Genomic DNA, 15,276 nt, shown 5'->3' with positions numbered 1-15,276 from the left:
GGGTCATGGAAGAAGGCACTTTGAAGTCACCGAGTCACTGCGACAGCACCGACTACGGCGACTCCGACCCCTTCCAGTGGGACACGCGGGAGGACTGCGAGGTCCGCCAGATTCTCGACCGGGTCGCCGACAAGTGGTCGCTGCTGGTGATCGCGCTGCTGGAGCGCCGCACGCTGCGCTTCACCGAGCTGCGCAACGAAATCGACGGCATCAGCCAGCGCATGCTCACCGTCACCCTCCGCCAGCTCGAGCGCGACGGCCTAGTCGAGCGCACCGTCTACCCGGTCGTCCCACCCCGCGTGGAGTACGCGCTGACCGACCTCGGCTGCACGCTGCACGAGACCATCAAGGCGCTGGTCACCTGGACCGAGAAGCACCAGGACGAGATCGCCGCCGCCCGCGCCGCCTACGACCGCCGCATGGCCACCGTCTGAGCGCGGCCAAGGGCAAGATCAAACCAAGATCCTGAGCTACCGCGACGTCCGCGGTGGTCCGGACCGCTGCTCCCGCGGCCTCACCCTCCGCGCTTCAAAACCAACCCCGGCAGACGCGGTCGCGCCCGTGGGGACGAGTTTGGCTGTTGGCCTGCGTGGCGGGGCGCTGGCGTCCGATGCTGGTGGTCCGGCGGACCCTAGACCGCCGGGCGGCGGCGTACGCGGCCCTCGGCTGTGGGACGGCCGTCTCTAGCCGGGAGCCGGTTAGCCGCTTCTTGGTCGAGCCAAGGAGTCGCCGTCCCGCCGAACCGGATGAGGGAGACCGGCATGGCGACATACGAATACCGATGTCCGCGCGATGGGGCCTTCGAGGTTCGGGCCCGGATCGGCGAGGCGGCGGGCAGCGTCCGTTGCGGCGTCTGCGGTGGCGCGGCGGTACGGGTCATCTCGGCACCGTGGCTGGCCGTCACCCCGAAACCGTTGACCCGCGCGATCGATGCGGCGGCCCGCACCGCGGAGTCGCCGGACGTGGTGACCCGGATCCCGGACCGCGGGCCGGTGCGTCGACGGCGGTGAGGACCGCCAAGGAAGGGGAGTGGCGATGCCGGAAGTTGTCTTTCCGCTGGACTCCACGAAGAAGTTTCCGGACCAGCAGCTGGTCGGCCACAACCGTTGGCACCCGGACATCCCGCCAGTGGCGACCGTCAGCCCCGGCCAGTCGTTCCGCGTGCACTGTCGGGAGTGGTTCGACGGCGAAATCCACAACGACGACTCGGCGATGGACGTCCGCGACGCGCCGCTTTCGATCGTCCACGCGCTCAGCGGGCCGTTCGCCGTGCAGGGTGCCGAGCCGGGTGACCTACTCGTGGTCGACATCCTCGATGTCGGCCCGATACCGCAGGAGGACTCCGGACCGCTGGCCGGGCAGGGCTGGGGGTACACCGGCATCTTCGCCCGGCAGAACGGCGGCGGCTTCCTCACCGACTACTTCCCGGACGCGTACAAGGCGGTGTGGGATTTTCGCGGGCAGACCGCGTCGTCCCGGCACGTTCCCGGGTGACCTTCACCGGCATGGTCCATCCCGGGTTGATGGGCGTCGCACCGTCGGCCGCGCTGCTCGCGAAGTGGAACCAGCGGGAGTCGGCGCTGCGTGCGACCGACCCCGACCGGGTGCCGCCGCTGTCGCTGCCGCCGCTGCCGCAGGACGCGATCCTCGGTTCGCTGACCGGAGCGGACTTCGACCGGGTGGCGTCGGAGGCGGCGCGTACCGCTCCGCCACGCGAGAACGGCGGCAACCAGGACATCAAAAATCTCACGAAGGGCTCGCGGGTCTTCTACCCGGTCTATGTGCCCGGCGCCAACCTGTCCGTGGGCGACCTGCACTTCTCCCAAGGCGACGGTGAGATCACGTTCTGCGGCGCGATCGAGATGGGTGGGTTCGTCGACCTGCACGTCGATCTCATCAAGGGTGGGATGGACAAGTACGGGGTGTCGGAGAACGCCATCTTCCTGCCGGGCAACAACAATCCGCAGTACTGCCAGTGGCTGGCCTTCTCCGGCATCTCTGTCACCACAGATGGCGAGCAGCGTTACCTGGACTCGCAGCTAGCGTTCCAGCGCGCCTGCCTGCACGCCATCGACTACCTGACCAGGTTCGGGTACAGCCCTGAGCAGGCGTACCTGATCCTCGGGGCCGTGCCGATCGAGGGGAGGTTCTCCGGGGTGGTCGACATCCCCAACGCCTGCGCCACCGTCTACATCCCCACCGAGATCTTCGACTTCGACGTGCGGCCGTCGGCGAGCGGGCCAACCAAGATCAAGCCGGGGAGGGGAGCGCCGACCGCCAGCTTCTGATGGCCGGTTCACTCGGGGAGGCCGCCGGGCTGGCGCTTGCCGTTCGCCGTCAGCGTGTACGGGGCGTATTGGGTGATCTGCTCGGTCGGGTCGTCGTAGGCGACGATCGCGACCACCTTGGGGAACTGCCTCAGCGTGGCCAGGCGAACCGGGTCGAGCTGTACCGCGTGCCGGCCGTCGAACTCCAGCTGGAGCGCGGTCCGGCGCTTCTCGTCCAGGCCGACCAGGCGCAGGTTCCAGTTGTGCACCTCGGTGGCCCGGATCTCGGTGGGCGAGTCGAACGCGACCAGGCTCGAACCGTCGGCGACCAGCCCGCCGCCCAGCGTGATGTCGTCCAGGAGCAGGCCGCCCTCGTCGAGGCCGCCGTCGCTCACGTACCGGAAGCCGAGCAGCACGGTCTTCCCGGCGTACGCGGAGAGGTCGAAGGTGTGCGGCTCGAAGCCGTCGGTCGTGCCGTTGAGCGCCGGCCCCAGCGGACCCGCCACGGTCCGGTCCCCGACCACCGGCGTGTACGTCTTGCCGCCGTCGGTGGAGACCGTCACGTACCCGTAGTCGAAGCCCTTCTCGGCCCCGTACTTGGCCAGCAGCCGCAACGTCGTCCCGCCCGGCGGGACGGTGACCGTGGTGACCGCCGTGCTGTCGAGGTCGCCGCGGTTGCCCGACCACAGCACCGCGTCGCGCGGGCGATCCGGGTCGCTGACCACGGTCCAGGAGAGGGGGAGCGGCGGCAGCGTACGGGCGCCCTCGAACGTGATCGACCGCAGCTCACCGCCGCGCGGCGCGAGGGGTACGTAGTCGGCGCCGTTGGGTGCGGCGCCGGGCGTGGCGTTGATCGCCGGGTTGGCCTGGTTGACCGTCGAGCGGAGGCTGGGGGTGGTGACGCGGTCCCTCGACACCCCGTACGTCTGGCCGTTCGACACGATCCTGTCGAGCAGCACCATCGACTGGTAGTCGTGGATCACCTGGTACAGGTCGGGCGCGCCCACCGCCTTGAGCGCCGCCGCCACGCTCGCCAGCCCCTGCCGCTCGCCGTCGCGGTGCAGGCGGGAGATGACGTCGGTGCCGTACCGGTCGTGCAGGAAGAGCATGAACGAGTACGCGTTGCCATAGTCGGCGAGCGTCGCGTTCAGGTTCGGGCTCTCACCCCACGTGGTGAGCGAGTTCTCCGGGCCGCCACACTCCCTGGGGTTGGTGTTGACGTCGGTGCGGACGGTCCCGAAGCCCTGGAAGCAGAGGATGTGGCTGTCGGCGCCGCGCTGGGAGACGGTGGTGCGCGCGTCCACGTACCCGGTCAGCGTCTGCGCGAGGTCGGAGAGCCCCTCGTTCACCCACGTGGTCTCGAACGGGTCGGCGTAGTACTGGAGCAGGTGCTGCCACTCGTGCGCGAACGTGCCCTCGTACAGGTTGGGGCGGGCCGGCCGGCTCGTGCACAGGTCGCCGGTGGGCGCGTCCGGCGGGTTGGCGCCGGTACGGTGCTGCCAGTCGAACGCGTCGATCGTCATCACGTTGCGGTCGAGGAGCTCGTTGAGCTGGGCGGAGAAGAACCCGGCCACGTACGCGGCCCGGAAGTCGTGGAAGTTGTCGTCCCGCACGTTGTCCACGAGCGTGACAGTCCGGTCGCCGGCGCCGGTGTAGTCCCCGCCGTTGCCGTTCACGTCCGGCGTGAGCTGCGCGTTCGTGCCGTCGCGGTCCGGCGGGGTGTGGAACGCCGCGATCTCCTTGGGGTAGATGGTGGCGTCGAACTGGTCCACGAGATCGGCCACCTGCGCGTCGGTGACCTCGGTCGTGCCGGGCACCCGGGCGCGGCAGTCGCCGGCCGGGAAGGCGAGGTCGTCGGCGACCCACACCTCGATCTTCTCGCCGACGGCGCGCAGCGTGTAGTCCTTGCGGTACAGCCGGCCCTCGAAGTCGTCCAGGCCCAGCCACTGCCGCTTCGTGCCGATCGGCGGCGTCTCGGCCGAGGCGCGCGCGCCCGGACGGTAGCGCTCCGGCGTGTCCACGGGCCGGCCGTCGAGCGTGTAGTCCTTGCGGGTCAGCTCGCGGACGTCGCCGGCTGGGCGGTCCGGCGGGGCCGGCTCGGGGCTCGCCGGGGCAGCACCTGCCGGGAGGATCGACAGCATCGCGGCTGCGGCGGCTGCGGCGGCACGGGCCATGGATCCCCTCTGAACACCGGGCGACATAAATCGCCACAAGAGGAGATCCTATTTCAGGATATGTCCGAAATGGGCTAGGCGGGCGCCTTCGCGCAGACGAACCTTGGCTCGGCCTGGTACGTCCAGCTGAACTTCTCCCGCTTGACCTCCTTGCCGCCCTTGCGGATGATCCGCCACGCGTCCTGGCTGAAGCCCGGCAGTCCGGTCGTCTCGATGCAGGTCGGGCCGGGGTCCAGGTACCTCGTCTGGGGCTGGGTGACGTTGCGCCGGGGCCCCACTCGGTCTTCACGCTGTCGTAGATCTTCGTGCTCCAGAGCGACACCGTGACCGAGTCCGACGTGAACGAGGTGTCGATGAGCAGCCCGTACGGCGTGTTGTTCTTGAACCGGAAGTCCAGGTGCGGCGGGTAGATCGTGGACTCGATCACCGGTGGGTAGCGGCTGAAGTAGTACGAGTGCGGCTTGTGCTCGACGTCTTCGAGCCCGGCGTAGTACGTGGCGTTGAAGAGCGTGGTCGTGAACTGTGAGACGCCACCGCCCGCGCCCGGCACCAGCTTGCCGCCCACGATCGTCGGCGCGTCCTTGTACCCCTGCGGGTAGCTGCGCTCGCCAGTGTGCGTGTTGAGCGAGAACGTCGCGCCCGGCATCACGAACGCGCCCTTGGTCTCCTTCGACACAAGCACGATGTTGTGGCTCCGGGACGAGGAGAGGCCGCCCTGGAACTCCGTGGTGAAGGTCGAGACGATCTCCTTGACCCCGAGCTTGGCCACGGCCTCCTCGGTGACCTTCGGCTTCGCGGTGGTGATGGTGCCGGTGACGGTACGGCCGTCGGCCTTGGGCAGCACGGCGAGCAGGTCCTTGGTCAGCGCGCCGGTGTCGAGGCGGTGGCCGTCGACGCCCGGCACGACCGCGGGCTTGCCGGCCTTGAGCGCCATCGTCGCGTCCTTCGGCGCGACCTCGACCTTGGCGAGCGGGGCGGCGAGCGCGGTGCGCAGCTTCTTCTCGTCCACCCTGGGGTCGATCTTGCCGGTCTTGTCGGCGGTGAGCACCAGGCTCTTCGCGATCGCGGCCGGCGGCACGGTCACGTTGCCCCGGTCGGTGGTCACCGTGACCGGCGCGGCGACGGCCGGCCGGGCCAGGTCGGAGATCAGCTTGTCGACATCTTCGGCCGAGGTGGCGGGGTGGATCTCGACCAGCGGTACCGGCACCGGGTGGATGCCGAGCCAGCCCTCGCGCAGCGCCTGGGCGGACTTCTCCGCGTCGATGCCCTTGCCGGGCTTGGGGTACACCGCCTTCGGCGTGGTGCCGGAGAAGGTCACGGCCGGCATCCGCATCGCCTGCGCGTCCTTGCCGAGCGCGCCACGCAGCACCTCGTCGGCCTTGGCCACGTCGATGGTCACCACCGGCGCCACGTCGCGCGAGCCGAAGATCCGGCTGAACGGGCCGCCGCCGCTCTCGGCCGCCGCGGCCACGGTGGCGTCCACGTCGATCGCCAGCCCGACGTCGGCGGGCTTGACCTCCACGACCCGCTCGCCGAGCCGCACCGGCAGCGGCGCGTCGAAGCGCTCGGACTGGCCGGACAGGCTCGCCCGCAGGGCCTCGGCGGCGTCCGCCTTGCTCTTCGCGCCGAGGTCGACGCCGAGCACCTTCGTCCCGCGGGGCACCTCGCCCGCGTACCCGTAAGCGGCGGTACCGCCGGCGGCGACGAGGACGGCCGCGGTGATCCCGCCAGCGAGGAAGATCCGCTTGCGGCCCCGGCGCGGCGCCGGCTCGGGCGCGTCCGGCACGGTCGGGCCGAAGCCGCCGGGACCCGCGGGCCCGCCGGGCGCGGCCGGATCGCCGAACCGGGCGAACTGCACGGTGGGCGCCTCTTCGGCGAACTGACTCGGTGGCTGGGTCACGCCGGCCGATGGTACGCGACGCGCGGCCGGCTCGGGGCGACAAGGATCGATGAAGCGTGTCGACCACCGCGAGCGGGCCGAGCGCGGCGCGGTAGTTTGGCGCGATGGCTGACCTCGGATCGGGCCACGGTCACGCACACGGCCACGGCGGTGACCGGCCGTACCGGCAGCGGGCCGGGCGCGTCGCGCTGATCGTGCTGGCCTGCGCCGCGGTGGCGACGATCGCGGCGATGGCGCTGCTGTGGCCGCGTGGCGACGTCGGCGGCGACCAGCCCCCGGACGAGGCGACGGTCACCGGCGACGTGGTGGCGGTCGCGCTCACGCCCTGCCCGGAGCTGCCCGGCGACCCGTCGGTCGTGCCGGGCGGCGGCCCGCGGGAGTGCGGGACGGTCACGATCAAGCTCACCTCCGGACCGGACGAGGGCCAGCAGATCGAGACCGACAAGCCGCGCGGCCCGGGCTCGCCGGAGGTCGCCGAGGGCGACCACATCACGCTGATCCACACCGAGGGCACGGCCAGCGGCGTCGACTACCAGATCCTGGACCACCAGCGGGGTACGGGACTGTGGGTGCTGGTCGCCGCGTTCGCGCTCGCGGTCGTGGCGTTCGGCCGGCTACGCGGGCTGGCGGCGCTGGGCGGCCTCGCGATCACGTTCGGGGTGCTGCTCTTCTTCATCGTGCCGGCGATCCTGGACGGGCGCTCGCCACTGCTCGTCGCGGTCGTCGGCTCGGCCGCGATCATGCTGTCGGTGCTCTACCTGACGCACGGCTTCACGGTGCCGACGACCGTGGCGGTACTCGGCACGCTCGCCAGCCTCACGCTGACCGGCCTGCTCGCCGCCGGCGCCACCGCCGCGCTGCACCTGACCGGCGTGGGCACCGAGGAAACCAACTACCTGAGCGTGGTCTTCGCCGACGTCAACATGCAGGGCCTGCTGCTGGCCGGCATCCTGATCGGCTCGCTGGGCGTCCTCGACGACGTGGCGGTCACCCAGGCGGTGACGGTCAGCGAGCTCGCCCACGCCAATCCGACGCTCTCCGCGACCGGGCTGTACCGGGCGGCGGCGCGGGTCGGCCGGGCACACATCACCTCCGTGATCAACACGCTCGTGCTGGCGTACGCGGGCGCCTCGCTGCCGCTGCTGATCCTGCTCGCGGCCGGCAACGCCCGGCTGAGCGAAGCGCTCACCTCGCAGATGCTCGCCCAGGAGATCGTCCGCAGCGTGGTCGGCACGATGGGGCTGATCGCCGCGGTACCGATCACGACGGCGCTGGCGGCGTTCGCGGCGACCCGCCAGCCCAGGGCGAAGGTGCCGGCCGAGCCGCGCCAGCCGCGTCAGCGGAGAAAGCCGATGGCCGTCAGCAGCGACGACTGGCTATCCGGAGCGGGCGACGACGTCGGCCACCTCCGTCCGGGACGACACGCCAAGCTTCCGGAGGATGTTGGAGACGTGCACGGCGGCGGTCTTCGGTGAGATGTACAGCCGGCGGGCCAGCTCGGTGTTGGTCAGCCCGTCGCTGATCAGCAGCGCCACCTCCCGCTCCCGAGGGGTCAGCGCGGACGGCCCGGTCACCGCGGGCGCCGCGTCGGCCGGGGCGAGGCCGAGCATGGCCCGCGCCTGCTCCAGCTGGGCGACCCGCCAGCCGCCCCACCGGGCCAGCAGCCCCGCCGCCGCGTCGACCTGTGCGGCGGCCTCCTCGCGGCGGTCGGCGGCGAGCAGGCACCGGGCCGCGCCGAGCCGTGCCGTGCCGCGGGTGGGCGGCGGCAGGACCTCGACGTCCACGATGGACAGATAGCCGGGCAGTGCCTCGGCGTGCCGCCCCCGCGCCTCGGCGATCTGCGCGCTGACGAGCGTGCGGTAGGCGTCCCAACCGGCGCTGTCGAGCAGCTCGGCCGCCATCTCGTCGAGGCGCTCCAGCGGCAGCCCCAGCTCCAGCGCGGCGGAGACGAGGTCGTGCGCCTGCGCGCCGCTGCGCCAGCTCTGCGTGGCCATCACGGTCAGCAGCGCGTCCAAAGAGGACTCGGCGGCGGCCGGATCACGGCGGCGGCAGGCGAGGTGGAACATCAGACCGAGCATCGAGGTCCGCGGCAGGCCGGGCACGGTGGCCAGCTCGGCGATCACGCGCTCGACATTGCCGAGCTCGCCGGCCTCCAGGTACAGCCCGGCGAGGAAGACGCCGTGGTAGTCGGCCCACCGCCCCCGGCGCAGGAAGCCGCGGTCCTGCTCGCGCCCCTCTTCGAGCGCCTCGATGCCGGCCTTGAGGTCGCCGGCGCGCATCGCGAGGCGGGCGCGGCCCTGGAAGTACCCGGCGACGGCGAGCGACTCGAAGCCCGCCCGCTCGGCGTCGGTGCGCATCCGCTCCAGCACCTCGGCGAACTCCGTCGGCGAGCCGGTCGGCTCACCCTGCACGAGGTTGCTCAGCGCGCGGGCGGCGAGCACCCACTCGCCGGCCTTCTCCGCCTCGTCGACGAGGCCGGACAGGATCGCCCGCCCCTCGGCCGCGCGGGCCGGCACCTCGGCCAGCGCCGAACCCTTTTCGACCAGCGCGGCGAGGCGCACCTGCGGCAGCTCGAACTCCTCAGCGAGCGCCATCGCCCGGTCGGTCCAGTACAGCGTGGCCGGCAGGTCGTCGCGAAGCATCGAGGACTGGGCCACGGCGGTCATCGCGCGGGCCTGGTCGCTGCCGGGTGGCAGCTCCTCGATCAGCCGCTCGATCTCGCGGGTCAGGTCGCCCATCTCGTCCCACTCGCGGGACTCCCAGGCGAGGCGGACCAGCAGGTAGAGCGACTCGGCGCGGTCCGTCGTCGAGGTGGCGACGTCGCGCCAGCGCCGCCCGTACCGCACGGCGTCGTCGAGCAGGCCGGCCAGCCAGGCGGCGCGTCCGGCGGCGGAGAGCAGCTCCGGGTCCTCGGGCATCTCCTCCAGGCCCATCTCGGCGAGCTGGAGGGCCTGGTAGGCCGAGCCGATCGACAGGTACAGCGCGGCGCCCCGGCGGGCCGCGGCCACCATGTCGTCGTAGCGCCCGGCGCCGCGCGCGTGGTGGGCGATCATGGCGGGGTCGGACGAGCCGCTGCGCAGGAGCACGTCGAGCGCGGCCTCGTGCAGCCGCCGGCGCTGGCGGCCGAGCATCTGGTCGGCGATCGCCTCGCGGAAGAGCGCGTGCCGGAACGCGAACTCGTCCTCGCCGGACTCCACGAGCACGCCCCGGGTGACGAGGTCGCGCAGCACCCGGATCAGCTCGTCCTCGGTGGCGCCGGTGACGCCGGCGAGCAGGTCGAACGGGATGCGGTGGCCGAGCACCGCGGCCGCCTCCACGATGCGGTGGCTGACCGGGTCGAGGTCGTCGGTCTGGCGGCGCAGCAGGTCGGCGAGGCTCCACGGCAGCGGCTGGTCGACGATGTCGTCGACCTGGTAGCCGGGCATGCTGCGCAGCAGCTCTTCCAGGAAGAACGGGTTGCCGCCGGTGCGGTGGTGCAGCGCGGTCGCCGCCCGCATCGGCACCGGCCCGCCGGTCGCGGCCGCGAGCAGCGCCGCGGTCTGGGACGGGCTGAGCCGGTCGAGCCGTACGTGCGTGACGGTGTGCCGCCGCTCCAGGCGGGCCAGCAGGCCGGCCACCGGCTGGCGGCGGGTCACCTCGTCCGGCCGGTACGTGCCCAGGAGCAGCCTCGGCCCGCGCTGGTCGGCGATCCGCTCGAAGAGGGCGGCGCTCTCCGAGTCGGCCCAGTGCAGGTCCTCGAAGACGATGACGGCGGGGGAGTCGCCGACCAGGTCGGCGAGGATCGCGAGGCCGGTGTGCAGCCGTTCCACCGGGCTGCGCTTGGGGTCGCCGAGCGCGGCGAGGTGCTCGTCGTCCACTTCGGACCGGCCGTCGATCGCGTCGAGCAGCACCTCGTACGGCCGGGAGAGCGAGCCGGGCTCGGCCTGCCCGACCAGGACCACGGTCTCCGGCGGCAGCGCGTCGAGCAGCTCCTGCACGAGGCGGGTCTTGCCGATGCCGGGCTCGCCGGCGACGACCGCGACCGCGGGCACGCGCGCCGACGCGAGCTGCACCAAGCGGCGCAGCTCGCGTTCGCGCCCGATCATCACCGGGCTGGCACCGCCACGGATGGCCCGCACGGTGCCAGCGTACCGGCGAATTTCTGCCTAGCTGGTCACGCCGAAGACGATCCGGCTGAGCGTGTCCTCGGTACCGGTGAAGCCCTCACCGGGGTTGAAGATGTCCTCGCCGAAGTCGACGTCGATGTCGTCGTCGGTACCGCCGATGTTGTCCGGACCCACCGCGAACATGACCGGGAAGTTGCCGCCCTGGTCCATCAGGTTCGGGATGTCGTTGAACTGGTCGACGTGCCAGTCGCCGAAGAAGTGGCCGGCCTCGTGCGCGACCACGTTGCCGAGCGCGCGCCCGACGAAGGCCACCTTGTCGCTCTCCGGCGTGATGTACGTGTTCAGCGACGCGTCGTCACCGGCCGGGTCGCTGAGCACGTCCAGCAGTACCAGCGCGGTCTCTTCGGTCTCGAAGTTGCCCGGGTCGATGGTCTGCGCGATGCCGATCGTCGGGATGCCGGACTCGTCGATCGTGCCGCCGACGACGATGCGGCTCACGTTCGTCTGGCCGAACGTGTCCCGGTGGTCGCGGCTGTTCTTGATCTGGATGCGGAAGCGCCCGTTGAGGCCGCTGGCGACGAGGTCGGACTTGAGGTTCTCCTCGACGGTGGCGAGCACGGCGTCGATCACCGCGTCCTCGTCCGCGCGGGTCAGACCCCACCGGCCGAGGAACGCGCTGAACGGGCTCAGCGTCCGCACGCCCGGCCCGCCGAAGATGGCGGTGTTGAGCCGCGCGCCGTCGAAGTCCAGGAAGAGCGTCTGCACCGGCGGCGCCTCGCTCTCCAGCGTCGGCCGGTACGCCTCGACCGTGATGTCGTAGTCGCCGCCGCCGGAGCTGACCGCCACGTAGTGCCAGCCGGCCTTCTCGGCCACGTACTCGGTGACCGCGTTGCCGCCGCCGGGCAGCGGGGTGCTGGCCGGGTAGATGGACGAGGCGTCCTGGGTGGAGCCGTGCACCTCGCGCGGCACCGTGTCGTACACCGACACCAGCGCGGCGGCGCCGCTCACGGACGCGCCGAGCACGTCGCCCTTGCGCAGCCGCACCGCGAAGAAGTCGGTGTCCGCCACGCCCGCCGAGATGGTCACGCCGTACGGGCCCTCGGTGTCCGCGCCGGTGCCGCTGCCCGAGTCGAACGGGTCGTTCGGCAGGGTCAGGAAGCCGGTCACGAACACGAAGTAGGTGCCCGACTCGCGGAACTGGAAGCTCAGCAGGCTGTCGAGCGTCTCACCGTCGTCGTCCGCGGTGGCGAGGACCTCGCCGTCCTCGTTGAACAGCAGCAGGATCGAGTCGAGCGTGCCGCCGGCGGCCGTGTCGATGTCGACCGTGAGGCTCTCGCCGGCCTGCCCGTTCAGCTTGTACACGTCGAAGTCGCCCGACCCGGAGCCGGCGCTGCCGTGCGGGCCGTCACCGACGACGCCCGTGGTGCGGATGCCGTCGACGGTCGTACCGATGCCGGTGTCGCGGGCGAGCGTGATCGACCCGTCGTCCTCGGTGTTCGGCGGGACGTTTTGCGAGGTCACCCGCTCCGGCGAGAGGGTGCCGAGCACACGGGCCTTGGGGTTCTGGCCGGAGTTCGTGCCGAAGCCGGGGACCCGCTGCGCGGTGGCCGGGGTGTCGTTGGAGCCGCGCACGCCGACCGGCTCGTCCTCGTCGACCAGGATCGGCGAGACGGCAGGTGCCTTCTTCTGAGCCTTGAGCGCGTTAGCCCGCTCCTTGCCCTTCGCGGCCAGGTACTTGTCCCAGCCGGAGAGGTCAGCCGCCGCCGGGTCGGGCAGCAGCGCGAGGTACGGGTTGGCCCCCGCCGGCTTGGCGTTGGCCGTCTTGCTCTTCGCCGTGGACTTGGGCGCGACCTGGAGCCCGTTCGAGAGTGCCTTCTCGGTGTCCACGTCCGGCTTCGCCCGCGCGGACGCACCGCCCGGTGCGATCGTGACCGCCGCCAGTAGGCAGGCAGCAACCATCGCGATGGTTCGACGCATGGATCTCCCCCATCTGAGTCTCCTGGCGCCGCTCGCGAAGCCGCGGTCCCGCGACGCGCGGGCAGCGCCCGAAACGGGTCCGGCGCGGCCTCCGCCCCGCCGGCACCGGCGAGACTACCCACAATGGATGCAAATAGAAAGATCAATGAATGAGTGTCGGATTTTGGCGACTTTCTCGGCGCGGGGCGATGACTTCGCGTCGTTCCGGCGGTCCTACTCGTGGAAGGCACTTATCGTGCTGTCCCATATCAGTGGGAAGATACGCACAACCGATAGAAAGGACAGATCATGTTCGGAAGTACCAAAGCGTTCAGCGGTTTCTCGGTCGACGACATCCCGGCCGCGAAGGCGTTCTACGCGGACACGCTGGGCCTGAAGGTCACCGAGGACCACGGCATGCTCACGCTGCACATCGAGGGCGGCGGCGAGATCTTGGTGTACCCGAAGGAGAGCCACACCCCGGCCACGTTCACGATCCTCAACTTCCCGGTCGAGGACATCGACAAGGCGGTGGACGAGCTGGTGGCGCGGGGCGTGTCGATGCTGCGGTACGACGGTTTCCCGCAGGACGAAAAGGGCATCATGCGGGCCGAGGGGCCGCCGATCGGGTGGTTCACCGACCCTGCCGGAAACGTGCTTTCGGTGTTGCAACTGTCTTGAGGCGTCTGGCGGGCCGCCTCGGGAAGGACGAAACGTGGCTGACCTGCTCGACGAGCTCTCTATCGCACGCCGCGAAGTGGGCAAGCGAGTCCTGCCGGCCGGCGAGGGCGACACCGTGGTGCTGCGCCGGCGGTACGACGCGGACATCGAGGACGTCTGGGACGCCATCACCGACCCGGAGCGGCTCAGCCGCTGGTTCCTGCCGCTCAGCGGTGACCTGCGGCTCGGCGGTACCTACCAGCTGGAGGGCAACGCGGGCGGCGAGATCATGCAGTGCCAGCCGCCGCGCATGCTCCGGGTGTCGTGGCTCTACGGCGCGGAGACCAAGCGCGGTACCAGCGAGGTCGAGGTGCGGCTGTCGCCCGCGGCAAGTCGCTGTACCGATTTCGAGCTGATCCACACGGCGGTCGTCGGCGAGGACTTCCTGGCGACGTACGGACCGGGCGCCACCGGCGTCGGCTGGGACCTCGCCCTCATCGGCCTCGCGCTGCATCTGCACCGCCACGGGCTCGACGACAAGACCGACTTCGAGTCGTCACCGCAGGCCCGTGAGTTCAGCCGGCGCAGCGCCGCCAAGTGGGGTGAGGCCCACCTCGCCACCGGCGCCGACCCGGAGCTCGTGGCGCTGGCGGTCGAGGCCGTGACGAAGTTCTACGTGCCGGAGTCCGCCTGATACTCCTTGGCCAGGCGCTTGGGTGCCCGGGCCAGCCAGGCCTCGACCACCAGCTCCGACAGCTCGGCCGCGTCGATGCGGTCGAGCTGGACGAGCACGGCCGGGTAGCCGTTGAAGTGCGGGGTCGTGAAGTACACCGCCGGGTCGTCCGCGATCAGCGCCTGCTTGGCACCCTCGTCGGGCACCCGGGCGCACAAGATCGGCCCGTCCGGCGCCGTGTCGCCGAGCGCGGCCAGGTCACCCTTGCGCAGCGGCCGCTCCCAGACGAAGCCCTTCTCCTTCACCCGCCAGGCCAGGTGCCCCTCGCGGGACTCCGCCTCGTCGGTCTCCGGCAGCTCCAGCGCCAGCCGCCGCACGTCCTCCCAGCTCGCCATAGGGGCTAACTCTAGGGGCCCGGGGGATGCTGGGGGTATATCGTCGTAGATGGATGTGTTTGACGCGGTGCGGCGCTGTCTGGAGGCGATGGCGGGTGGTGCGGATCGCACCGGTGGAGGAGCCCTTTCCGCCGAAGATCGAGGCCCTGTTCGCGCGCATGATCCCGCCCGGGCTGCCGCCCCTGCGGGTGCTCCGCACGATGGCCCGCAACCGGCAGATGGCGCACGCGATGACCGAGTGGATGGGGTACGAGCTGAGCACCGCGCTCAGCGTCGACCTGCGCGCCCGCGAGATCATCATCGGGCGGACCTGCGCGCTGTGCGGCTGCGAGTACCAGTGGGGCCTGCACATGGCGGTCTGGTCGGAGCGGGCGCAGCTGACCGCCGCTCAGATGCGGTCGATCGCGCACGGCTCCAGCGCTGACCCCTGCTGGCCCGAGCCCCGCGACCGCCTGCTGATGGAGCTGGCCGAGCAGCTCCATCACCAGTCCGATGTGGACGACCGGCTCTGGGGCGAGCTCGGTGCGTACTTCGACGAGGGCCAGCTGCTCGACCTGCTCGCCCTCTGCGGCTGGTACCACACGGTCAGCTTCATCGTGCGCGCCGCCCGGGTGGAGCCGGAGCCCGGCCTGACCCGCTTCGCCGACGTGGCCACCCACTAGGTCTGTCCTGTCGATCTCGACAAGATCGGCAGGACAGACCCTGGACCCTGGCGGTCCTCCGCTACCGCCAGGGGCTCAGCACGGCGTCCTGGTCAGGCGGCCGCGCGGCGCGGGCACGCGTGGCCCCGGGTAGGCCGACTCCACCGCCGTGCGGGCCCAGCGCATGCGCGCCGCCGCCGCCTCCGGGTGGTCGCCGAACTCCTGCGCCATCCGCGCCACGCAGGCGGGCTGGCCGAGTCGGGAGATCGTGCGCGTCACGGCCGCACGCACGTCGGTCGGGTCGGGGTGCTGCGAGTGTTGGAGATCAGATGCGAAGAGCGCCTCGCACCTGCGTGCCAGATCCAGCTGATACATGGCTGCTTCCCACCAATGCGCCTTCCGTCATAACCCTGCTGTCAACCAGAGTGTCGCCCGGGGTATGACACTTCTTCTATACACAGGAGGCGCCAGCCCGCCGCCTCGTACGCCCGGAATGCGACACAT

The 15,276-nt window shown here is 71.3% G+C and carries 11 protein-coding genes and 2 pseudogenes; 7 read left to right on the top strand and 6 right to left on the bottom strand.

The window, feature by feature from the left end; translation table 11 throughout:
- Positions 1-20: 20 nt before the first annotated feature.
- From Pflav_RS18025 to fmdA, 3 genes and pseudogenes are all read left to right on the top strand, one after another.
- A complete protein-coding gene (locus tag Pflav_RS18025; protein ID WP_377308598.1) occupies positions 21-434 on the top strand; it encodes a winged helix-turn-helix transcriptional regulator in 414 nt (137 codons plus the stop codon).
- Between the two features lie 327 nt (positions 435-761).
- Entirely contained in the window at positions 762-1,010 is a 249-nt protein-coding gene (locus tag Pflav_RS18020; protein ID WP_173037192.1) for an FmdB family zinc ribbon protein, read from the top strand.
- Between the two features lie 25 nt (positions 1,011-1,035).
- A pseudogene (gene fmdA, locus Pflav_RS48790) lies at positions 1,036-2,288 on the top strand (formamidase).
- An 8-nt stretch (positions 2,289-2,296) separates the two neighbouring features.
- Here the strand turns inward: fmdA and Pflav_RS18010 are convergent.
- Positions 2,297-4,441 carry an immune inhibitor A domain-containing protein gene (locus tag Pflav_RS18010; RefSeq protein ID WP_232071570.1) on the bottom strand — a complete coding sequence of 715 codons (2,145 nt, stop codon included), beginning with the start codon at positions 4,439-4,441 and terminating at the stop codon, positions 2,297-2,299.
- A 74-nt stretch (positions 4,442-4,515) separates the two neighbouring features.
- Positions 4,516-6,341 (bottom strand): annotated as a pseudogene (locus Pflav_RS18005) (VanW family protein).
- A gap of 104 nt (positions 6,342-6,445) precedes the next feature.
- Between Pflav_RS18005 and Pflav_RS18000 the strand changes: the two are divergent.
- Positions 6,446-7,816 carry a YibE/F family protein gene (locus tag Pflav_RS18000; RefSeq protein ID WP_232071568.1) on the top strand — a complete coding sequence of 457 codons (1,371 nt, stop codon included), beginning with the start codon at positions 6,446-6,448 and terminating at the stop codon, positions 7,814-7,816.
- Here the strand turns inward: Pflav_RS18000 and Pflav_RS17995 are convergent.
- Entirely contained in the window at positions 7,718-10,459 is a 2,742-nt protein-coding gene (locus tag Pflav_RS17995; RefSeq protein ID WP_232071566.1) for a helix-turn-helix transcriptional regulator, read from the bottom strand. The genes Pflav_RS18000 and Pflav_RS17995 overlap by 99 nt on opposite strands.
- A gap of 27 nt (positions 10,460-10,486) precedes the next feature.
- Complete coding sequence (locus tag Pflav_RS17990) at positions 10,487-12,424, bottom strand: pre-peptidase C-terminal domain-containing protein (RefSeq protein ID WP_173037191.1); 1,938 nt, start codon at positions 12,422-12,424, stop codon at positions 10,487-10,489.
- Between the two features lie 288 nt (positions 12,425-12,712).
- On the opposite strand from Pflav_RS17990, the gene Pflav_RS17985 reads away from it, so the two are divergent.
- Both Pflav_RS17985 and Pflav_RS17980 read left to right on the top strand, forming a co-directional pair.
- Positions 12,713-13,084, top strand: a complete 372-nt coding sequence (locus Pflav_RS17985) for a VOC family protein (protein ID WP_173037190.1) — start codon at positions 12,713-12,715, stop codon at positions 13,082-13,084.
- Between the two features lie 34 nt (positions 13,085-13,118).
- Positions 13,119-13,757 (top strand): SRPBCC family protein, encoded by a 639-nt coding sequence (locus tag Pflav_RS17980; protein WP_173037189.1) that lies wholly within the window; start codon positions 13,119-13,121, stop codon positions 13,755-13,757.
- On the opposite strand, the gene Pflav_RS17975 is transcribed toward Pflav_RS17980, so the two are convergent.
- Positions 13,736-14,131, bottom strand: a complete 396-nt coding sequence (locus Pflav_RS17975; protein ID WP_173037188.1) for an MmcQ/YjbR family DNA-binding protein — start codon at positions 14,129-14,131, stop codon at positions 13,736-13,738. The genes Pflav_RS17980 and Pflav_RS17975 overlap by 22 nt on opposite strands.
- A 95-nt stretch (positions 14,132-14,226) precedes the next feature.
- Here Pflav_RS17975 and Pflav_RS17970 point away from each other — a divergent pair, with 95 nt between their 5' ends.
- A complete protein-coding gene (locus Pflav_RS17970; protein WP_197938614.1) occupies positions 14,227-14,793 on the top strand; it encodes a carboxymuconolactone decarboxylase family protein in 567 nt (188 codons plus the stop codon).
- Positions 14,794-14,868: 75 nt separating this feature from the next.
- Here the strand turns inward: Pflav_RS17970 and Pflav_RS17965 are convergent, their stop codons facing one another.
- The gene (locus Pflav_RS17965) at positions 14,869-15,147 is read right to left on the bottom strand and encodes a hypothetical protein (RefSeq protein WP_173037187.1); all 279 of its coding nucleotides are present in this window, start codon (positions 15,145-15,147) and stop codon (positions 14,869-14,871) included.
- Positions 15,148-15,276 lie beyond the last annotated feature (129 nt).

This window comes from Phytohabitans flavus, assembly GCF_011764545.1.
GTDB lineage: Bacteria > Actinomycetota > Actinomycetes > Mycobacteriales > Micromonosporaceae > Phytohabitans > Phytohabitans flavus.
The sequence above is the reverse complement of the archived record's forward strand: the minus strand, read 5'-3'. Positions and strand labels throughout refer to the sequence as shown.

Coding starts and splice junctions, on each gene's coding strand:
- Pflav_RS18000 (WP_232071568.1), top strand. CDS start 6,446: ATGGCTGACCTCGGATCGGGCCACGGTCACGCACACGGCCACGGCGGT.
- Pflav_RS17965 (WP_173037187.1), bottom strand. CDS start 15,147: ATGTATCAGCTGGATCTGGCACGCAGGTGCGAGGCGCTCTTCGCATCT.
- Pflav_RS18010 (WP_232071570.1), bottom strand. CDS start 4,441: ATGGCCCGTGCCGCCGCAGCCGCCGCAGCCGCGATGCTGTCGATCCTC.
- Pflav_RS17990 (WP_173037191.1), bottom strand. CDS start 12,424: ATGCGTCGAACCATCGCGATGGTTGCTGCCTGCCTACTGGCGGCGGTC.
- Pflav_RS17985 (WP_173037190.1), top strand. CDS start 12,713: ATGTTCGGAAGTACCAAAGCGTTCAGCGGTTTCTCGGTCGACGACATC.
- Pflav_RS17975 (WP_173037188.1), bottom strand. CDS start 14,131: ATGGCGAGCTGGGAGGACGTGCGGCGGCTGGCGCTGGAGCTGCCGGAG.
- Pflav_RS18020 (WP_173037192.1), top strand. CDS start 762: ATGGCGACATACGAATACCGATGTCCGCGCGATGGGGCCTTCGAGGTT.